The organism is Microbispora hainanensis (assembly GCF_006874475.1).
Lineage (GTDB): Bacteria > Actinomycetota > Actinomycetes > Streptosporangiales > Streptosporangiaceae > Microbispora > Microbispora hainanensis.
On sequence record NZ_VIRM01000030.1, the window covers coordinates 13375 to 33846 of the forward strand.

The 20472-nt window shown below is 71.9% G+C and carries 18 protein-coding genes; 14 read left to right on the forward strand and 4 right to left on the reverse strand.

The features are described from left to right. The first annotated feature begins 81 nt into the window (after positions 1 to 81). The 3 genes from FLX08_RS23170 to FLX08_RS42250 are packed head-to-tail and all read left to right on the forward strand — an operon-like array spanning position 82 to position 5070. A complete protein-coding gene (locus FLX08_RS23170; protein ID WP_167530541.1) occupies positions 82 to 648 on the forward strand; it encodes an endonuclease domain-containing protein in 567 nt (188 codons plus the stop codon). Further along, positions 641 to 1432 carry a hypothetical protein gene (locus FLX08_RS23175; RefSeq protein WP_142621256.1) on the forward strand — a complete coding sequence of 264 codons (792 nt, stop codon included), beginning with the start codon at positions 641 to 643 and terminating at the stop codon, positions 1430 to 1432. The genes FLX08_RS23170 and FLX08_RS23175 overlap by 8 nt, the downstream gene beginning before the upstream one ends. Continuing rightward, complete coding sequence (locus tag FLX08_RS42250; protein ID WP_244312825.1) at positions 1429 to 5070, forward strand: ATP-binding protein; 3642 nt, start codon at positions 1429 to 1431, stop codon at positions 5068 to 5070. Before FLX08_RS23175 ends, FLX08_RS42250 begins: the two co-directional genes overlap by 4 nt. Positions 5071 to 5136: 66 nt before the next feature. Here the strand turns inward: FLX08_RS42250 and FLX08_RS23185 are convergent, their stop codons facing one another. Continuing rightward, the gene (locus FLX08_RS23185; protein ID WP_142621258.1) at positions 5137 to 5766 is read right to left on the reverse strand and encodes a hypothetical protein; all 630 of its coding nucleotides are present in this window, start codon (positions 5764 to 5766) and stop codon (positions 5137 to 5139) included. Position 5767: 1 nt separating this feature from the next. Beyond that, the gene (locus FLX08_RS23190) at positions 5768 to 6535 is read right to left on the reverse strand and encodes a bestrophin-like domain (protein ID WP_142621260.1); all 768 of its coding nucleotides are present in this window, start codon (positions 6533 to 6535) and stop codon (positions 5768 to 5770) included. Positions 6536 to 6683: 148 nt separating this feature from the next. Here FLX08_RS23190 and FLX08_RS23195 point away from each other — a divergent pair, with 148 nt between their 5' ends. The 6 genes from FLX08_RS23195 (at position 6684) to FLX08_RS23220 (ending at position 13328) form a co-directional block, all read left to right on the forward strand. Beyond that, positions 6684 to 7343 carry an SDR family oxidoreductase gene (locus tag FLX08_RS23195; RefSeq protein ID WP_142621261.1) on the forward strand — a complete coding sequence of 220 codons (660 nt, stop codon included), beginning with the start codon at positions 6684 to 6686 and terminating at the stop codon, positions 7341 to 7343. Between the two features lie 229 nt (positions 7344 to 7572). Next, a complete protein-coding gene (locus tag FLX08_RS23200) occupies positions 7573 to 10308 on the forward strand; it encodes a M14 family metallopeptidase (RefSeq protein ID WP_142621263.1) in 2736 nt (911 codons plus the stop codon). Between the two features lie 80 nt (positions 10309 to 10388). Beyond that, a complete protein-coding gene (locus FLX08_RS23205) occupies positions 10389 to 11030 on the forward strand; it encodes a hypothetical protein (protein ID WP_208761614.1) in 642 nt (213 codons plus the stop codon). Between the two features lie 138 nt (positions 11031 to 11168). After that, the gene (locus tag FLX08_RS23210; protein ID WP_142621264.1) at positions 11169 to 11513 is read left to right on the forward strand and encodes an SPW repeat domain-containing protein; all 345 of its coding nucleotides are present in this window, start codon (positions 11169 to 11171) and stop codon (positions 11511 to 11513) included. A 263-nt stretch (positions 11514 to 11776) separates the two neighbouring features. After that, positions 11777 to 12124 (forward strand): bifunctional 3-phenylpropionate/cinnamic acid dioxygenase ferredoxin subunit, encoded by a 348-nt coding sequence (locus FLX08_RS23215; RefSeq protein WP_142621266.1) that lies wholly within the window; start codon positions 11777 to 11779, stop codon positions 12122 to 12124. A 37-nt stretch (positions 12125 to 12161) separates the two neighbouring features. Next, entirely contained in the window at positions 12162 to 13328 is a 1167-nt protein-coding gene (locus tag FLX08_RS23220; protein ID WP_142621268.1) for an NAD(P)/FAD-dependent oxidoreductase, read from the forward strand. Positions 13329 to 13334: 6 nt separating this feature from the next. Here the strand turns inward: FLX08_RS23220 and FLX08_RS23225 are convergent, their stop codons facing one another. Continuing rightward, the gene (locus FLX08_RS23225; protein ID WP_142621270.1) at positions 13335 to 14177 is read right to left on the reverse strand and encodes an IclR family transcriptional regulator; all 843 of its coding nucleotides are present in this window, start codon (positions 14175 to 14177) and stop codon (positions 13335 to 13337) included. 29 nt (positions 14178 to 14206) lie between these two features. On the opposite strand from FLX08_RS23225, the gene betA reads away from it, so the two are divergent. After that, entirely contained in the window at positions 14207 to 15841 is a 1635-nt protein-coding gene (betA, locus tag FLX08_RS23230) for a choline dehydrogenase (RefSeq protein ID WP_142621272.1), read from the forward strand. Position 15842: 1 nt separating this feature from the next. Continuing rightward, positions 15843 to 17300: an aldehyde dehydrogenase family protein gene (locus FLX08_RS23235; RefSeq protein ID WP_142621274.1), complete on the forward strand. Its 1458-nt coding sequence runs from the start codon at positions 15843 to 15845 to the stop codon at positions 17298 to 17300. A 1-nt stretch (position 17301) separates the two neighbouring features. Here FLX08_RS23235 and FLX08_RS23240 read toward each other — a convergent pair whose 3' ends face one another. Next, the gene (locus tag FLX08_RS23240; RefSeq protein ID WP_142621276.1) at positions 17302 to 18177 is read right to left on the reverse strand and encodes an alpha/beta fold hydrolase; all 876 of its coding nucleotides are present in this window, start codon (positions 18175 to 18177) and stop codon (positions 17302 to 17304) included. A gap of 63 nt (positions 18178 to 18240) precedes the next feature. Between FLX08_RS23240 and FLX08_RS23245 the strand changes: the two genes are divergently transcribed. From FLX08_RS23245 to FLX08_RS23255, 3 genes are all read left to right on the forward strand, one after another. Then, positions 18241 to 18690 (forward strand): MarR family winged helix-turn-helix transcriptional regulator, encoded by a 450-nt coding sequence (locus tag FLX08_RS23245; protein WP_142621278.1) that lies wholly within the window; start codon positions 18241 to 18243, stop codon positions 18688 to 18690. Between the two features lie 17 nt (positions 18691 to 18707). Then, positions 18708 to 19418 (forward strand): Mut7-C RNAse domain-containing protein, encoded by a 711-nt coding sequence (locus FLX08_RS23250; RefSeq protein ID WP_142621280.1) that lies wholly within the window; start codon positions 18708 to 18710, stop codon positions 19416 to 19418. Positions 19419 to 19490: 72 nt separating this feature from the next. Beyond that, positions 19491 to 20423: a MerR family transcriptional regulator gene (locus FLX08_RS23255; protein WP_142621282.1), complete on the forward strand. Its 933-nt coding sequence runs from the start codon at positions 19491 to 19493 to the stop codon at positions 20421 to 20423. Positions 20424 to 20472: the final 49 nt, after the last annotated feature.

The window sequence follows — 20472 nt, forward strand, 5'->3', positions numbered from 1 at the left end:
TGCTCCGCGCGGGCTACCGGCGACCGGAGGCCGCGATCCTCGTGCGGGTTCCCTCCCGGGCTCCCGCCCGCCGCCGAGGAGGTGCTGGTCGCGGCCTGCGAATGGCTCGCCCACCACGGCGGGTTCGGCGTCTGGCTCACCGGGCCTCCCCCGCGCGCCGTCGACCGGATCGAGTCCGTGGCCGCCCCGATCCCCGAGGATGTGGCGGCGCTCATCCGCGAGATCGAGCCGGGCGGCGCCGAGGAGTCCGACCTGCCGGCGCTCACCTATCCGCCTCTCGCCGGGCTGCCACACCCGGGCAGCGCCGCCGAGCGACAGTTGGAGGCGGCGCTGTCGCCGTGCGACTGGGCGGCGGGCCGCGAGTGGAACCAGCTCCACGCTTCGGGACCGCTCAACAACCCGATCCGCGTCGACCTGCTCTGGCGGGCCGAACGATGCGTGGTCGAGATCGACGGTCCCGAGCACCTCGGTCCGCGCCGTCGCGCCGCCGACGGACAGCGCGACGAACGCCTGCGCCGGGACGGCTACGCCGTCCGCCGATTCACCAACGAGCAGGTGCTGAAGCGTCTCAGCACCGTGCTCGCCGAGTTGGAACGCTTCCTCCACCAGTGCCGCAATGGAACGTTCGAAGGGTCACCCCATGCCTGACAAACCCCTGTCCTTCTCCGCGACCTGCGCCCTGCTGATCCTCATGGCGGAAGACCGGGAGATGCCCAATCCCGAGCTCAAGGAGAAGTACGGCGTCACCATCACGGGCAAGGAGCGGACAACCCTCAACGAGGGCGGATTCGTCACCAGTTGGAAGACGGGGCGCTCCTTCAGCCACGTGCTGACCGACAAGGGCTGGCACCACGCGTCCGAGCTCGCCCGGGACGGCATCAGCGCGCCGGGCACCGGATTCGCGGCGGCGGCGGTCAAGGCCCTCGTCGGCAACCTCCAGCGGCACATCGTCCGGAGCGAGAACAGCCTCGCCGAGATCTACAGCCGTCAGGAGGACCTCGTCACGGAGGTGAACGAGGCGCCGACGGCAGAGACGACGGCAGAACCGATCGCAAAACCGTTCATACAGGCGTCGATCACACAGGCGTCGATCACGGAGCCGCCGATCGCTCAGCTCTCGATCGCACAGCCCTCGATCGCGGAGCCGCCGACCGCGAGAGTGCCCGCGTCCGAGGACATCGAGACCTTGATCCGCAAGGCGTACGCGCAGCTCGCCGACAGGCCGAACGCCTGGGTGAGCCTGACCCGGTTGCGTCCGCTGTTGAGCGACGTCCCCAGGGACGAGGTCGACGCCGCCCTCCGTCGGATGATCGCCCTGCCCGACGTGCGTCTCGTTCCCTGGGAGAGCCAGAAGAGCCTGTCTCAGGCTGATCGGGACGCCGCCGTCGTCATCGGCGACCAGCCCAAGCACCGCATTCTGATCGGAGCATGATGACCGGCAAGGAACTGGACGCTCTGGCGGCGTTGAGGTTCAACTACGCCAATGTCCCCGACGACGTGTGGCGGCCGTCGCCGTTCCACGTCGGCACTCTGCACCGGCAGGCCGCGCAGACCGTCCTCGACGGGTTCATCGAGGCCGAGGAGAGCGCCGACGCGAGCCCCATCGGCATCGTCATCGAGGGACAGCGCGGCTCCGGCAAGACACATCTGCTCGGCTGGGTCCGGCAGAAGGTGCACGAGGAGGACGGCTATTTCTTCCTGGTGAGCCTGCTCGACGCCAGGAGCTTGTGGGAGAGCGTGCTGCTGTCCATGCTGGACAGCCTTTCCCGGCCCATACCGGGATCGGGGACCCAGCTCACCGAGCTTCTGTGGCGGCTGTGCCTGCTCGCCGAGATCCCGGAAGAAGCGCGCCGGTCGCTGACCGGTGAGGTGCCGCTCTCCCGGCATGACCTGGACGACTTCGTGCGCGCCCTGCGCCGGTACGACCGGCACGTCGGCGGCGTCGCCCAAGACGTCGCCAGGGCGCTCGTTCTGCGCGCGGCCGACGACCCGTCCGCGCAGGACGTCGGAGACGCCTACCTCACCTCCGCGCCGGAAGGAGAACCGGGCGAGCGGGCCGGCTGGGGTTTCACCACGATCGCGAAGTCCCCGCAGGAGATGGTCAGGGACCTGTCCCGCCTGATGGCGCTGACCGGTCCTTCCGTCATCGCGGTGGACCAGATCGACGTCCTCCTCGCACAGTCGTCCGTCGCTATGGAGGGAGACACCAAGGACTCCTGGCAGGAAGCGCTGGTGCTCGAGCAGATCGCGGGCGGTCTGATGACTCTGCGCGAGGTGACCCGCCGGACGCTGACCGTGCTCTCCTGCCTTCCCGCGACGTGGGAGCTCATCCGCACGAAAGCCATCGACACGGTGCAGGACCGGTTCCGGGAGACCACGCCGCTCGACAACATCCCCGACGCGCGAACGGGCATCGAGCTGATCGAGAAGCGGTTCAGTGCGCACTATGGGACGGTCGGGTTCACTCCGCCATATCCGACGTGGCCGGTGAAGCCGGAGGCGTTCGAGGATGCGCACCAGTACACGCCTCGTCAGTTGCTCATCCGGATCGACAAGCACGTCCGGTCGTGCCTGGCGAGCGGGCAGGTCGTGGAGCTGGAACGGCTGACCGGCACACCTGTCATCAAGACCGGCCCCAAACCCTCACAGCGCCCAAAGCCGGAGCCCGACTTCGGCGCGCTCGACAGGCGGTTCGCGGAGTTGCGGCAGCGGGCGGACGTGGTGGACGCGCTGGACCCGATCACCGAGGACGTCGTGATGCCGGGCCTGCTGTCGGCCGGGCTGTCCGCCTGGATCGCCGAGCAGGGCGAGGACGGGCGCCTGTTCACCCAGGACCCGCCCCCGAGCACCAAGCCGCCCCTGCACGCCCGCCTGCGGCGGACGCTGGACGAGGCGACGGAGAACGAGGCCCACTGGTGCTTCCGCGCCATCTCGGCGTCCCATCACACTGCCGCGCTCAACCGGCTGAAGACCGCGTCCACGGCGGCCGGGCTCGACGAGCGGATCCCAGCGCGCAAGCTGTTCGTGCTCAGGAACCAGAGCTGGGCCAAGGGACCGGCCACCCAGGCGGCCCTGGCCGCCTTCGAGCAGGCGGGCGGCCGGGTGCTCCAGGTCGAAGAAGACGACCTCCGGATCTTCTCGGCGCTTCGCACCCTGCTGACGGAGAACTCGCCGGACCTCCGGGCGTGGCTCGTCTCGCGTAAGCCGACGAGCGAGGTGAAGCTGTTCGCCGAGGCGCTGAGCGACGCGGCCGTTCCGCGCCTGTCCGACTCCGCCACCGGGAAGTCCACCCGGCTCAACCGGGCACAGGATCGCCCCCGGAGCACCGCCAACCCCGAACGGCGTCTGCTCCACCGGGAGGCGGTGCCAGGACTCACGACGCTGCCGGTGACTGAAGCGCCATCCCCGGCCACCGACACCAACGCCGCGCCATCCCCGGCCACCGACACCGCGCCATCCCCTGCCTCTGATACCGCGGCGTCTCCGGCCTCCGACACCGCGCCGTCCCCGGCCCCCGACGCCGCGCCGTCCCCGGCCCCCGACGCCGCGCTGTCCCCGGCCTCGGGCGATGCGCCGGAACCTTCCGGTACGGGCGCCGCGGTTTCCGGCGGCGTGACCCTCGGTCCGGCCGTTCCCGATCTGCAGGTCTGGCCGCCGCTGCCCGCCCCAGTGGCGTCATCGGTCGAAGCACCGGCCCCGGAGATGCCGACCCCGGAGATGCCGACTGTGGAGATACCGGCCCCGGAGATGCCGACTGTGGAGATACCGGCCCCGGAGATACCGGTGGAGGCGGCGGCGGTTCCTCGGCCGAGAAGGCCGCTACCCGTGGACGAGGACCCGGCGGCGCCGTACCTGACGATCGGGGCGGCGACCGCGGACGGCCGGCCGGTGCGCGTCCACCTGGAGACCCTGCGCAAGCACACGGCGATCTTCGCCGGATCGGGCTCCGGCAAGACGGTGCTGATCCGCCGTCTCGTGGAGGAGTGCGCCCTTCAGGGGGTCTCGGCGATCGTCCTCGACGCGAACAACGACCTCGCCCGGCTCGGCGACCGGTGGCCGGAGCCACCCGCGGAGTGGGGCGAGGGCGACGCGGCCAGAGCCGACGACTACCTGGCGAACACCGACGTGGTGATCTGGACGCCGCGCAAGGAGGCGGGACGGCCGCTGAGCTTCCAGCCGCTGCCCGACTTCGGCAGCGTCGCCGACGATCCGGACGAGTTCGGCGAGGCCGTCGACGCCGCCCTCGCCGCGCTCGTGCCCCGGGCGAAGCTGGAGGCCAAGACGGCGAAGGCGCATCTCGGCCAGGCGGTGCTCCGCGAGGCCGTCGCCCACTACGGACGGCGCGGCGGCACAAGCCTCGCCGGCCTGATCGCCCTGCTCGACGACCTGCCGGACGGCGTGAGCACCCTCGAAGGCGCGGCCAGGCTCGCGACCGAGATGGCTCAGCACCTGAGGGCTGAGACGATCAGCGATCCCCTGTTCGCGGGGACCGGGGCGCCCGTCGATCCGGGCGTCCTGCTGACGCCGCCGGAGGGCAAGCGGGCCCGCGTCTCGGTGATCAGCCTCACCGGCCTGGCCTCCGACGCGCAGCGGCAGGGCTTCGTCAACCAACTGCAGATGGCGCTGTTCTCCTGGATCAAGCGGCATCCGGCCGGAGACCGGCCGCTCGGCGGGCTGTTCGTGATGGACGAGGCCCAGACGTTCGCGCCGTCCGGTACGACGACCGTGTGCACCCAGAGCACGCTCGCCCTTGCCGCGCAGGCCCGCAAGTATGGCCTCGGGCTGGTGTTCGCCACACAGGCGCCGAAGGGCCTGCACAACCGGATCACGGGCAACTCCGCCACCCAGTTCTTCGGCCTGCTCAACGCGCCCGCCCAGATCACGGCGGCGCGGGAGCTGGCCAGGGCCAAGGGCGGCGACGTCCCCGACGTGGCGCGGCTGCGGTCCGGCCAGTTCTACGCGGCGTTCGAGGGCGGGTCGTTCACCAAGGTCCGTACGCCGCTGTGCCTGAGCCATCACCCGAGCAGCCCCCTGACGAGCGAGGAGGTCGTGGCCCGGGCGAACCGGTAGGGCGGCGCCGCCCGTGCTCCCCTGCCCGTGCTCCCCTGCCGCCGCCCGTGCTCGCCTTCCGGCGGCCTATCGCCGGAAGGCGGCGGCACCGGCGGCGGCGATCGCCACCGACAGGACGATGACGACGGTGAGCGTCCCCAGAGGGTTGCGGTGCCGTACGGGCGCGATCGCGCGCATGGCCGGCACCCGGTAGACCGGTGACGGCGACGGGGTGGGCCGTGGCGTCGGACGAGGGCGCGGGGACGGCGCCGCCGCGGGCGGCCGGGGCACGGCCACCACCCGATGCGGAGCGTGCCGGGGCGTCGGCGCGGGCTTCTCGGAAGCCGGTGGCGGAGGCTCCGGGGAGGGCGCGGGCGGCGGCATCGGCGTGGGTGACGTGCAGCCGGGCCGTCCGATGCCGACCTCGGCGTGCAGGTCGACGATCACATCGACGTCGAGGCAGACGCCGGCCCGCAGGCCCGGTCCGTCCGGATCGGCTGCCGCGAGGGACGCGCCGGCGGCTGCCCGCACCATCCCCCGGGGCACCGTGCTCCCTGCACCTGCGTCCTGCCGCTCGGCCCGCACCTGCTGCCCGGTCACCTGGACGGGAGCCGCCGCGGCCGGCGTGGCACAGCTCAGCGCGGCACAGGCCAGTGCCGCGCAGGCGGAAACGGCCGCGACCGCGACGGCCACACGCGGGCCCGCCGTCCTGCCCATGTCAGCGGCCCTCGGGGATCCGCTGGAACTCGTGCAGGGCGCTCACGAACGCGTCGGGCTTCACCGCCAGGCCGCCGCTGAAGGGGTGGGAGATGTTCCAGGCGAGATAGACGCCGACGCCGAGCAGGACCGCCATCGCCAGCACCGGCACGAGCGTGAGCCCCCGGGGCCGCGCCCCGGCCAGGAACGGAAAGACGGTGACGAGGACGCCCGTGAGCACCGTCAGCAGCATGACGCCGGGGGGCGGCTCGGTGCCCGCGTCGGCGGCGCGCTGCCGCCGGGCGGCGGACATGTCCGCCATCCGCTCCAGCACGGCGTCTCTGGCGTCGTGCGCCTCGTCGGTCGTGACCGGCAGTTCGGTCACGCGGGCGCGTAACGCCTCCAGCCGCGCCGTCCCCTCGCTGCCGAGATGTCCGGCCGCCATCTGCGGCCATTCGTCCTCGACGACGTATCTCGCGTACTCGCGGAGCCCCTCGCGCACCTGGGCGGCGTCGGGGGCCGGGAGCGGTGCGGCGGCCCAGTAGGCCTCCACGAGCGCGTGGGTCTCCGCATAGGTGTTCTGCCGTGCGGAGTCGGCCGAGGTCCACGGCACGACGATCGCGATGGCGAACACGAGCAGGAACAGCGAGGAGAGCATCGACCCGGCGTGACCGGCGGACGCGCCGCCGGGATCGCGGTCATCGGTGCCCCGGCCCAGCGCGCGGAAGAGAAGGGCCGCCACGGCCACCAGCCCGACGGCCGCCGCGACCGCGAGTACGCCCAAGAGCATGACATCTCCACAGACACTTTGCCGATTACTTATGGTGACATGACTATCACAGGAAGTAACCGTTGACCAGCCAGGACGGGCACGTCACGGCGCGGCCTGCCCGGCCGGGCGGGAGAGGTCGTGGCAGGATCGGCGCGGAGGTGATCGCATGCGCGTGGTGATCGCGGGCGGACACGGGAAGATCGCCCTTCGGCTGGCCCGCCTGCTGAGCGGGCGGGGTGACGCGCCCGTGGGGCTGATCCGCAACCCGGATCAGGTCGCTGACGTGGAGGCGGCCGGCGCCGAGGCGGTGGTGTGCGACCTGGAGCGGACCACGCCGGAGGAGGTGGCCGGGATCCTGGTGGGGGCGGGAGCCGTCGTCTTCGCCGCCGGGGCGGGGCCCGGCAGCGGCGCCGCGCGCAAGTTCACCGTGGACCAGGGCGCCTCGGTGCTGCTCGCCGACGCGGCCGAACGGGCCGGGGTGTCCCGCTTCATCCAGATCTCCTCTATGGGCGCGGGATCGCCGCCGGCACCGGGGAGCGACGAGGTCTGGGCGGCCTACATCACCGCGAAGACGGCGGCGGAGGAGGACCTGCGCGCCCGTCCGCTCGACTGGACGATCCTGCGGCCGGGGCGGCTCACCGACGAGCCGGGGACCGGCCTGGTGACGCTCGCCGACCCGCCGCTTCCCTCCGGGACGGTGCCACGCGACGACGTGGCCGCCGTGATCGCCGCGCTGATCGACACCCCGGAGACGCGGCTTCGCGTCCTCGAACTCATCGGCGGAGGCGTGCCCATCGACGAGGCCATACGCCTCGTGCTGATGTGATGACCCTGCGGAGGCGTTCCGGGACCGTTACCCATGCCGCCCCAGATGGCAAGAGGCACTAAATACCCAATGGGGCACTAGATCATCTCGTTACGGAAAAATCCCGAATCTGTGGGGTTCATGCGGCTTGACGCAATTTCCGGGGTGACAAAGACTTCCCTCGAACTTCGCGTGATCCACTCCGGGCTGACCCCCCTCCCCGGAGGGCACGCCAGATGGAGGAAACTCGATGAGTAGCTCTCCCCGGAGGGCGCGTCGCTATGCAGCCGCGCTCGCACTCCCCCTGGCGATCACTCTGAACGCCCTCCCGGCGCTCGCCGATCCCTCTCCGGATCCGGTCCCGCCGGACCGGGCGTCCAGCACCGCGCAGAACGGCGTCGCGCTGATGCGCATCGTCGTCGCCGACCAGTCGGGCGTGGACAAGCTGCTCGCCATGGGCGTCGACCTGGCCGAGTACAGCAAGCCCGTCGACGGCGGCATCGAGGTGCACGCCGTGCTCAGCCCCGAGGAGGCGCGGAGCCTGCGTGACCAGGGCTTCGACGTCCGCGACGCCATCTCCGACCAGAGCGACTACGCCGCGAACCTGGCAGAACGGCGGCAGGCCCTCGCCGCCGCGTCGGCCGACGCGGCCGAGACCGACACGCTGACCCCGCTGCGCGCCGAGTGGTTCACCAGCCTCGACAACCAGCGTTTCCTGTCGGTGGAGGTGAAGACGAGCGCGACCGACGCCCAGACCGTGCTCACCGCCACCTGGGACAGCGGCCCCGGCACGGCCCCCGACTCCGGCGGCTCGACGACGATGTCCCGCTTCACCGACGCGGGGCAGTACATGTACCACCGGTTCAACTCGCCGCTGCCGATCACGGAGACCCCCACCCAGGTCACGATCACCAGCAGCCGGGGCGGCTCGGTCACGGTGCCGGTGACCAAGTGGCTGGGCGAGCCGCGCAAGGCGCCGGGCAAGCACTACGTGCAGGACTTCGTCGACCACTACATGGACCCCACCGAGGTCACCGGCCGGATCGTGGCGCTGTCCAAGCAGTTCCCGAACATCTCGGAGATCATCGACCTCCCGTACAAGACGAACGGCTACCGCCGCCAGGCGCAGGCGCAGTTCGGCACGGGCTCGGGGAACGCACTGGCCAGCACGTTCTACGTGACGTCCAAGGCGTACGGCAGCGAGGGCGGCAACGACGTCAGCGTCGCGCTGGCGAGCCCGGGGACCGCCTCGGCCCCGCTCTCCGTCGCCGTCAACGGCAAGGACGTCGTGGTCAGCCTGGCCACGGACGCCTCCGGCGCGGTCACCAGCACGGCCTCCGAGGTGGTCGCCGCGCTGAACGGCGACTCCGCGGCCTCGGCGCTGCTGACCGCCGCCCTCTATCGCACCAGCCCGGGCACCGGAGTGGTGGCGGCGGCCCCGGCGACGAAGCTGACCGACAACCTGAAGGCGCCGGCCACCGTCTCGCGCCAGCCGTTCCAGATGAAGGCGCTGCGTATCGGCAAGAGCCGGGACGGCTCGAAGACCGGGGTGTTCCTCTACTGCCAGGAGCACGCCCGCGAGTGGGTGACCCCGCTGACCTGTGTGGAGACCGCCGAGCGGCTGCTGCGCAACTACGCGCTCGACGCGGACACCAAGAAGCTGGTGAACAACCTCGACATCTTCATCGTGCCGACGATCAACCCCGACGGCGCGCACTACTCGATGTACGACTACAACATGCAGCGCAAGAACATGGTGAACTACTGCGCTGCCGACGGATCGGACCCGGCGCGCCGCAACTCCTGGGGCGTCGACCTCAACCGCAACTTCTCGGTGGGCAGCGCCTCCGACGGCTACGTCGGCGGTTCCACCACCTGCACCGGTGAGACCTACTCGGGGCCGTCCGAGCTGTCGGAGCCGGAGACCCGCAACGAGGTCTGGCTGACGGAGCAGTACCCGAACATCAAGTTCGCGATGAACACCCACTCCTACGGCGGCTACTTCATGTGGCCTCCGGGGGCGTACAAGAGCGCCGGCCGGGAGACGCTGCCGCGGCCCGACCTGGGCACCGAAGAGTACTTCTGGAACGCCTCCGCCCACATCCTGTCGGCGGTGCAGGGCTGGCGCGGCACGGCCATCTGGCCGGGACGCACCGGCCCGGTGATCGACGTGCTCTACTCGGCGGCCGGCAACAGTGCCGACGAGTTCTGGTACAACAAGGGCATCATCGGCTGGGACTTCGAGGTCGGCGCGGACGTCTACGACCCGGCGACCAACAGGTACACCTCGGTCGGCTTCCAGCCTCCGTTCGATGAGGGCCACGAGGAGGCGATGGAGTTCTCCAACGGCCAGATCGGCATCCTCGAAGTCGCCCAGTCGTACGAGAAGGACAAGCAGAAGCCCGAGTCGAAGCTCGTCGTGAGCGACAGGACCGACAGCTCGGCCACGTTCACCTTCACCGTGGACGAACCGGCGAACGTCTACTACACCCTCGACGGCAGCCGGCCGACGCTGAGCTCGCCCAAGCTGACCTCGTCGGGCATGCGTGAGGGCGCCGCCAAGATCACGGTCGACAAGACGACAGAGGTGCACTGGTTCGCCATGGACCTCGCGGGCAACGTCGAGAAGAACTACAAGCCGGACGGCAACGGCAAGAACTACAACAAGGAGACCGTCACCGTCGGCAAGGCTCCGGTGGTGCCGCTGACCGTGACCGCCTCGTCCCGTTGCACGGGCACCTCGGCGTACGTCGCCGTGACGGCCGTCAACGCCGGTGACGGGCCGGCGACGGTGGAGCTGACCACCCCGTACGGTTCCAAGACGGTGGCCGGCGTGGCTCCGGGCAAGCAGGCCTACCAGTCCTTCAACACCCGGGCCGGGAACATCGGCGCCGGCACGGTCACCGTCAAGGCGACCGCCACGATCGACGGCAAGCAGGTGACCTCGTCCTACGACGCCGCCTACAGCGCGGCCGACTGCCACTGATCCGACGACACCGCTGTAACACAGACCCGGGGCCGGCCGCCCATCCGGCCGGCCCCGCCCCCATAGATGGAGCGATCCGCATGAGAATCACCAGGACCACCCGGATGCTCGCCGCGTCCGTGCTCGGCCTCACCCTCGCGGGTGCCGGCCTGGCCGGCCCCGCGGCGGCCGACGACGACCCCGCCGGCACCGGCGGCATCGACGTGTCGGTGAACATCCAGCCGACCACCACCCCCGGCCAGCTGTCGATGACGGTGGCCGACAACACCGGGGTGTCGCTGCAGGAGAACGGGTCGGACGCCACCGCCCGCCAGTTCACCGGCACCCTGCCGACGGTCACCGTGACCGACACCCGCACCCCCGAGGAGATCCCCGCGGGTGAGTACTGGGCGGTCGTGGGCCAGGCCAGCCAGTTCGTCGCGACCGACGACCCGGGCAAGACCATCGGCCCGGAATACCTGGGCTGGAGGCCGCACCTGCTGACCGACTCCTCCACCGGCGCGGTCGCGGCCGGTGAGCCGGTCTCCAGCGCCATCTCCGACGGCTCCGGAGCGCCCAACGTCGGTCTGCAGGGCCGGGAACTGCTGGTCTCCACCGCCAACTCCGCCGACGAGATCGGCACCTCCCAGGTCAACGCCGATCTCGCCCTGCGCACCCCGGTCGACGTCGCCGCCGGCGAATACCACTCCACCATCACCCTGTCGCTGTTCAACCAGTCCTGACCGGGCGGGTCCGCACCAGTCCCGTCCAGGACAATGTGACGCAGGGTTAGGAAATCCTGACGTAGCGGATTGTTGACCGGGCGGTCAATCAGGCAGACCGTCAGATAACAGGTCACCTCTCCCCGTACGGAGGCACGGATGGATCTCACGAGATCGTTGTCCGACGTCGTCGCCCTCGTTGCCGGGCTGGTCGCGGTGCTCGCACCGTTCTTCTGGGCCGACGCCCAGGCGGCCACGCAACCACTGCTCATCCTCGGCGCCCTGCTCGTCGTCTCCGCCCTGTGGTCCGTCCTGGGCGCGGGCGGCGCCAGCTCCTGGGTGACCGCGGCGTTCGGCGCCCTGCTGCTCGTCTCCCCCTGGGCGTTCGGCTTCGACGGCGATTCCGCCTCGGCGTGGACCGCCTGGATCACCGGCGGCGTCACCGTCGTCGTCGGTCTGCTGACCGTCCTGCAGGTGCGCGGCCGCACGACCGTCGCCGCCTGAATTCCCCACCGCCCCACCCACGCGTACGGCTCCCACGGCCGGCACAGGGGCGGCACGAGGGCGGCGGGCGCGACAGGGCAGCGGCAGCGCGGCGGCGGGGCCGTACGTCTTCCCGGTGGACAGGGGCTTCACCTGCGCGGAGACCAGAGTCACGCTTATCACTCCATAGGCGACATGTCGCCCCTTGACTTTGGCGCGATCTCCACTCAGTCTGTTGCGTATAGCGCTTCCTGTTCCACCTTACGAAACTGGGAAACCCTCGCATGATTCCTGCGTGCCCCCTCGCCGCCCTGCCCAGGGGTGAGGCCCTCCGAATCGAGACAGATCCCCCGATCGCCGTCTTCCACACAGAGGACGGTGAACTGTACGCGGTGGACGACACCTGTACACACCAGGACGCGTCGCTCGCGGACGGGTGGCTGGAAGGGTGCGAGGTGGAGTGCCCCCTGCACGCGTCGCGCTTCGACCTGCGCACGGGCCGGGTGGACGCTCCTCCCGCGAAGCTGCCGGTGCGCACCCATCAGGTGGTGGTCCAGGACGAGACCGTCTATGTCGTGCCGTCGGACCTGCCGCCGAACCTCCCGCCCGGCGTCCGCACCGGTTCCGCCTGAGACGCCGTGAGGGTGTCGTGAAAGCCGTGAGGGTGTCGTGAAATCCGTCGCTATCGTCGGCGCGTCGCTCGCCGGGCTGTCGGCGGCCCGCGCGCTGCGCGCCCAGGGCTTCGGCGGGCGCCTGACGATCGTCGGGGCCGAGCCGCACCGCCCCTACGACCGTCCCCCGCTGTCCAAGGAGTTCCTCGCCGGGCAGATGACGACGACCGACCTCGCCCTGGAGGGCGACGGCGAGGACCTCGGCGCCGAGTGGCGTCTGGGCGTCGCCGCCACCGGGCTGGAGCGGGGGCGGTCGCTGCGGATCGCGCTCGCCGACGGCTCCGCGGTCGAGGCCGACGGCGTGGTGATCGCCACCGGCGCGGTCGCCCGCACGCTCGGCGGCGATCTCGCCGGCGTGCACACGCTGCGCACGATCGAGGACGCGGCGGCCCTGCGGGCCGACCTCGGCGCCGCCCGGCGGCTCGTGGTGATCGGGGCCGGGTTCGTCGGCGCGGAGGTCGCCTGCGTCGCCCGCACGCTCGGGCTCGACGTGACGATCGTCGAGGCCGCGCCCGCGCCGTTCGCCCGCGCGCTCGGGCCCGAGATGGGCACCGCGCTCGCCGCGCTGCACGAAGACCACGGGGTGCGTCTCATCTGCGGCGCCGCCGTACGCGGCCTGACGGGCGAGGGCCGCGTCGACGGCGTGCTGCTCGACGACGGACGCCGCCTGGACGCCGACGTGGTGCTCGTCGGCATCGGCGCGCGGCCGGTCGTGGAGTGGCTCGACGGCAGCGGGGTGCTGCTCGGCGACGGCGTCGTCTGCGACGCCGGCGGCGCGACGAGCGTGCCGGGAGTCGTCGCGGTCGGCGACTGCGCCGCCTGGTTCGACCCCGCCCTCGGCGCCCACCTGCGCGTGGAGCACTGGACCGGCGCCGCCCGGCGTCCCGCGACGGCCGCGCAGACGCTGCTGTCCGGCGGCGCGGCCGTGCCGGACACGCTCGCGCCGCCCTACCTGTGGTCCGACCAGTACGGCATGCGCGTGCAGTTCGCCGGGCACACGCTGCCGGGAGACGAGGTGAGCGTCGAGGAGGGCGACCTCGCGTCCCGGCGTTTCCTGGCCGTCTACCGGCGGGAGGGCCGCATGGTCGCGGTGCTCGGCGTCGACCAGCCGCGCTCGTTCACCCGGTGGCGGCGCCGCGTGAACGAGCCCGCCGGGGCGCGATGAGCGCCGTCACCCCCCGTGGCCGAGACGGTGGCTGATGTCGGCGGCGCCCGCGACGAGCACGGGCGCGAGCTCGTGCATGCGCTCCTCGCTGAACCGGTAGGCCGGGCCGGAGGCGCTGACGGCGGCCACCACCTCGCCCTCGTGGGAGCGGATGGGAGCGGCGATGGCGTTCAGCCCGATCTCGTACTCCTCCACAGTGACCGCGTAGCCCTGCCGCAGCGCCTCGTCGAGCTGCCGTCGCAGCTCGTCGGCGTCGGTCACCGTGGCCGGGGTGAAGCGCTCCAGCCCGGCGGCGGCGATGAGCCGTTCGCGGCGCCGCTCGTCGAGGTGGGCGAGCAGGACCTTGCCGCTCGACGTGGCGTGCAGGGGGGTGGGCTGGCCCACCCAGTTGTGCGCCGTCACGGCCGCCTGGCCGCGCACCTGGTCGAGGTTGATGGCGTAGTGGGACCGCGCGACGGCAATGTTGACGGTCTCGCCGATCTCCTCGGCGAGCCGCCGGCACACCGGGCGGCTCTGCTGGACGAGGTCGAGCCGCGCGGCCACCCCGGCGGCGAGCCGGACGATGCCGAAGCCGAGGCGATACTTGCCGCGGTCCTCGGCCTGCTCCGCCAGGCCGCGCGCCTCGAGCGCGCCGAGCAGCCGGAACGCGGTGGACTTGTGGACGCCGATCTCCGCGGCGACCTCGCTCACGCCGGCCTCGCCGCGCTGGGAGAGGATCTCCAGAATCGTGACGGCCCGGTCCACCGATTGGACGCCGCCGCTCCCCTCGGACCTCGCGGCGGTCTCGTCGGCCCCCGCGAGATCGGGGTCCGGCGCGTGACGTTGCGAATGCTGCACTCTATTGCGCATATCAATATCATCCTGCCCGGGAGGCGGACATGTATGACTTTGTCATCGTCGGTGGTGGATCAGCGGGGAGCGCTCTCGCGAACCGGCTGTCGGCCGACCCCTCGAACCGCGTGCTCGTGCTGGAGGCGGGCCGTCCCGACTACCTCTGGGACGTGTTCATCCACATGCCCGCGGCGCTGATGTTCCCCATCGGCAGCCGGTTCTACGACTGGAAGTACGAGTCCGAGCCCGAGCCCCACATGAACGGCCGGCGGATCTACCACGCCCGCGGGAAGGTCCTCGGCGGGTCGAGCAGCATCAACGGCATGATCTTCCAGCGCGGCAACCCCATGGACTACGAGCGCTGGGGCGCCGATCCGGGCATGGAGACCTGGGACTTCGCGCACTGCCTGCCGTACTTCAAGCGGATGGAGACCTGCCTCGCCGCCGACCCGTCCGACCCGATGCGCGGGCACGAAGGGCCGCTGGTGCTGGAGCGCGGCCCGGCGAAGAACCCGCTGTTCAAGGCGTTCTTCGAGGCCGTGCAGCAGGCGGGCTACCCGCTGACCGACGACGTGAACGGCTACCGCCAGGAGGGCTTCGCGCCGTTCGACCGCAACCTGCGCCGCGGGCGCCGCCTGTCGGCCGCCCGGGCGTACCTCCACCCCGTGATGGACCGCCCGAACCTCACGGTCAAGACCCGGGCGTTCGTCACGAAGATCCTGTTCGAGGGCAAGCGCGCGGTCGGCGTCGAGTTCGACGGCAAGCGGGTGCGGGCCGGGGAGGTCATCCTCTGCGGCGGCGCGATCAACTCCCCGCAGCTCCTGCAGCTGTCCGGCGTCGGCGACGCCGACCACCTGAAGGCGCACGGCATCGACGTGGTCCACGACCTGCCCGGCGTGGGCGAGAACCTCCAGGACCACCTGGAGGTCTACATCCAGTACGCCTGCAAGCAGCCGGTGTCGATGCAGCCCGCGATGAAGTGGCGCAACCGGCCGATGGTCGGCGCCCAGTGGCTGTTCCTGCGCAAGGGCCCCGGCGCGACCAACCACTTCGAGGCCGGCGGCTTCGTGCGCGGCAACGAGGACGTCGACTACCCCAACCTGATGTTCCACTTCCTGCCCGTCGCCGTGCGCTACGACGGCAGCGCGCCGGCCGGCGGGCACGGCTACCAGGTGCACATCGGGCCGATGTACTCCGACGCCCGCGGCTCTGTGAAGATCAAGAGCGCGGACCCCCGGGTGAAGCCCGCGCTGCGGTTCAACTACCTGTCCACCGAACAGGACCGCCGCGAGTGGGTCGAGGCCGTACGGGTGGCCCGCGGCATCCTCAACCAGTCCGCCATGGACGCGTTCAACGGCGGCGAGCTGTCGCCCGGCCCGGGGGTCGAGACCGACGAGCAGATCCTCGACTGGGTGGCGAAGGACGGCGAGACCGCGCTGCACCCCTCCTGCACGGCCAAGATGGGCGTTGACGAGATGTCCGTGGTCGACCCGCTGACGATGGGGGTGCACGGCCTGGAGGGCCTGCGGGTCGTGGACGCCTCGGTCATGCCGTACGTGACGAACGGCAACATCTACGCGCCCGTGATGATGGTCGCGGAGAAGGCGGCCGACCTCATCCTCGGTAACACTCCCCTGGCCCCCGAGCCGGTGGAGTTCTACCGCCACAGGAAGGACGCCTGACATGAAGGACCTGCACATCGGCGGGGAGTGGCGCAACGCGGCCGAGGGCGGCCGGCGCGAGATCCACTGCCCGGCCGACGGACAGCACGTGGCCACGGTCGCGGAGGCCACCCGCGCCGACACCGAGGCCGCGATCGCAGCGGCCCGGCGGGCGTTCGACGAGGGCCCGTGGCCGCGTACGCCGGAGCGGGAGCGCGGGGCGCTGCTGCTGCGGGTGGCCGGTCTGCTGGAGCGCGACAAGGCCGAGATCGCGCGGGCGGAGTCGCTGGACACCGGCAAACGCCTGGTGGAGAGCGAGTATGACGTCGACGACGTGATCGCCTGTTTCCGCTACTTCGGCGGGATCGCCGGCACCGACGCGGGCCGGGTGGTCGACACCGGGCGCGCCGACGCGATCAGCCGGGTGGTGTACGAGCCGGTCGGCGTCTGCGGCCTGATCACGCCGTGGAACTACCCGCTGCTGCAGACCTCCTGGAAGGTGGCGCCCGCGCTGGTGGCCGGGAACACCTTCGTGCTCAAGCCGAGCGAGCTGACCCCGTCGACCGCGATCCTGCTGATGCGGCTGCTGGAGGAGGCGGGCCTGCCGCCGGGCGTGGGCAACCTCGTGCTCGGGGCCGGCGCGGAGGCGGGCGCGCCGCTGGCCGAGCACCCGGACGTCGACATGGTCTCGTTCACCGGCGGGCTGGCGACCGGGCGGCAGATCATGGCCTCGGCCGCGCAGACGGTCAAGCGCGTCGCCCTGGAGCTGGGCGGCAAGAACCCGAACATCGTCTTCGCCGACGCGGACTTCGACACCGCGGTCGACTTCGCCGTGACCGCCGTCTTCCTGCACTCGGGGCAGGTCTGCTCGGCCGGCGCCCGGCTGCTGGTGGAGGACTCCATCCACGAGAGGTTCGTGGACGCGGTGGTGCGCCGGGCCGAGCGGATCAGGCTGGGCGGGCCGTTCGACCCCGAGGCCGAGACCGGGCCGCTCGTCTCGGCCGCGCATCTGGCCAAGGTCGAGGCGTACGTCGAGGCGGGGATCGCCGAGGGCGCGACGCTGCGCTGCGGCGGGCGGCGCCTGGAGGGCGAGGGCTACTTCTTCCCGCCGACCGTGCTGGACGGCTGTCACCGCGGCATGCGGGTCGTGCGGGAGGAGTCGTTCGGGCCGGTGCTGACGGTGGAGCGGTTCTCCGGTGAGGACGAGGCCGTCGCGCTGGGCAACGACACCGACTACGGCCTCGCCGGGGCGGTGTGGACGACCGACGCGGGCAAGGCGCAGCGGGTGGCCGGCCGGCTGCGGCACGGCACCGTGTGGATCAACGACTACCACCCCTATGTGCCGCAGGCGGAGTGGGGCGGGTTCAAGCAGTCGGGCATCGGCCGGGAGCTCGGCCCGACCGGCCTGAACGAATATCGCGAGATCAAGCACATCTGGCAGAACACCGATCCCCGTCCCCAGCACTGGTTCCGCCCCTGAGTCAGGCGTCCCGCCCGTGCGCGGCGAGGAACTCCCCGATGCGCGCGTCCATCTCGGGCGGCGCCGCGAGGGGCAGGGTGTGATGGGTGGCCCCGGGCAGCACGGCCGTCTCCACGCGCGGCAGGAGCGCCGCGGCGGAGGCGGCCACCCGGCCGATGTCGTGCGCCCTGCTGCGCTCGGCCAGAAGAAGAAGCACCGGAAGCCGCAGCGCCCGCAGCGCCTCCGGGGCGGGACGCGGCCCGGTCAGGGGCCGGGCCGCGGGGAAGGATGCGGCCCGGTCGTAGAGGCGCAGCCACGTCTCGTCGAGCGCCGCGTGCCCCGTCTCCCAGCCGAGGAACGCGCGGCGCCGCCGTACGGTCGGGCGGAGCAGCATCGGCAGGGCGCGCAGCAGATAGCGGCGGGAGAACCCGGCGAAACAGCCGGTCGGGTCGATCAGCACCACGGCCCGCACCCTGCCGGGCGCGTGCCCCGCGTTATGGAGCGCGTAGTGCAGCGCGCTCCACGCGCCGTAGGAATGGCCGCACAGGGACACCCGCGAGGTGCCGAGCCCGTCGAGCACGGCGTCGAGCCAGGCCATCTGGTCGCCGAGTTTCCGGATCGGCCGCTCGCCGGCGACGCTGCGGCCCGCGTCGCCGACGGTGTCGACCGCGTGCACGCGGTAGGCCGTGCCGAGCGCCGTCGCCGTACCGGACCAGACGGTCGAGGTGGTCCCGCCTCCGCGCAGGAGGACCACCGGCGGCGCGCCCGCGGGGCCGACGGAGTTGACGCGGGTCGTGCCGTAGGGCGTGCGGATCTCCGCCGTCTCGGTGGAGGCGGGCCAGCGCGCCGCCAGGACGGCGTCGTATGCCTCGAGAAACCCGCCGTCAGCGCTCGTCATGACTGCCCTCCACAATACCTCGCTGAGCGATAATCTCGTTGAACGAGATAATAGGAGTGGGTCATGTCGGGTGGGCACGAGGGTCCGGAGATGGAGATCTTCCATCTGCTGCGGGCGGTCACGGTGGAATACGGCCTTCGGCAGGCGGAGTTCGCGGCCGAGCACGGCATGCACGTCACCGACGTGCGGGCGCTCATCTGCCTGCTCGACGCGGAGCGGGCCGGGATCGACGCGACCGCCGGATTCCTCGGCGCCGGGCTGGGCCTCAACTCGGCGGGCACCACAGGGGTCGTCGACCGGCTCGAACGGCTCGGCCTGGTCAGCCGGGTCCGCGACGTCAAGGACCGGCGCCGGGTCCTGCTGAGAGTCGAAGACCGCGCCAAGGAACTGGGGTGGCGCCACTTCGGCCCGCTCATCGACACGGCGGTCACGACCCTGTCCGGTTTCGACGAGCGGGAGACGGCCGCGGTGCGGCACTTCCTCCGTACGACGCTCGACGCGTTGCAGACGTGAAGGCGCATGCTGGGGGCATGGACGTGTCCGTACGCTTCTCGCCCGAGCTATGGATCTTCCTCGCGCCGCGCAACCGGCGGCCCGAGGTGGCCGTGCCGTACGACGGGACGTCCTCGCTCGGCCACCTGATCGAGTCGGCGGGCGTGCCGCTGACCGAGATCGGCGAGCCGGTCGCCGCGGGCCGCCCGGTCGAGCGGTCGTATCGGCCGGCCCCGCACGAGGTGGTGGAGGTGCCGCCCGCACCCAGGCCGCAGGCCGTGCCCGGCTGCCGGTTCGTCCTCGACGTCCACCTGGGGACGCTGGCGCGGCGGCTGCGCCTGGTCGGCCTGGACACCGCCTATCGCAACGACATGGACGACGACGCGCTGATCGAGCAGGCCAACGCCGAAGACCGGGTGCTGCTCACGCAGGACCGGGGCATCCTGCGGCGCCGGTCGCTGCGGCTCGGCGCGTACGTGCGCGGCGCCCGGCCGGACGACCAGTTCCTCGACGTGCTCGACCGCTTCCGGCCGCCGCTGGCGCCGTGGACCCGCTGCACGGCCTGCAACGGGCGGCTCGCCCCGGTCGGCAAGGCCGAGGTGGAGGACGCGCTGGAGCCCGGCACGCGGCGCAGCTACGACGAGTTCGCCCGCTGCCTCGACTGCCGCCGGATCTACTGGCACGGCGCCCACGGCGGCAGCCTCACGGCCGTCGTCGACCGCGCCCTCCACGCCGTACGTCCCGGGTAGCGGGTGCGTCTCCCGTAAGTTGCGTCTCCCGTAAGTTGCGTCTCCCGTAAGGGGAGACGCGAGGGTGGGGACATGGACGGCGACACGCTCTACTCGATCGGTGAGCTGGCACGGCGGACCGGGCTGACGGTCAAGGCCATCCGGTTCTACGCCGACTGCGGGATCGTGCCGCCCACCGGCCGCAGCCCGGCCGGCCACCGCCTCTACGACGCCGACGCCGCCGCCCGGCTCGAGCTCGTACGGACGCTGCGCGACCTGGGGATCGACCTGCCCACGATCCGGCGGGTCCTCGACCGGGAGCTGTCCCTGGCCCAGGTCGCGGCGGCGCACGCCGAGGCGCTGGCGACGCAGATCCGGGTGCTGCGCCTGCGGCGCGCGGTGGCAACGGCGGTGGCACGGCGCGGCTCCACCCCAGAGGAGATGGATCTCATGCACAGACTCGCCAGGCTTTCCGCGGACGAACGGCGACGCCTGATCGACGGCTTCCTCGACGCCGCGTTCGGCGGCCTGGACGCCGACCTGACCGGAGTCAGGCGCACGATGACCCCCGAGCTGCCCGACGACCCCGAGGACGAGCAGGTCGAGGCGTGGATCGAGCTGGCCGAGCTGGCCCGCGACCCGGAGTTCGGCGCGCTCATGCGGCGCCTGGCCGAACAGCACGTTGCCGACCAGAACAGGGCCGGCCACGGCCGGGGGAACGTCCCACGCCCGGGCGCCGTCGCGATCGTCCGCGACCACGTCGCCCCCGCACTCGCCGCAGGTGTGGACAGCGCCTCACCGCAGGCCGCCGCGGTCGTCGCCGCCGTGACCGCGCGGTACGCCGGCCTCGTGGGCCGGCCGGACGACGCCGCCCTCCGGCGCCGGCTCCTGTCTCTGGTCGACACCGCCCGAGACCCGCGCCGCCAGACGTACGTCCGGCTGCTCGCCGTGGTCAACGGCTGGCCGCCCCCGGACGACCCGACTCCCGCCCTCACCTGGTTCGCCGACGCCCTGCGCGCTTCCTGAGGCACGCCCCGGCCCGTTCTGCGAAGATCACTCCGACATGTCGCCGCGC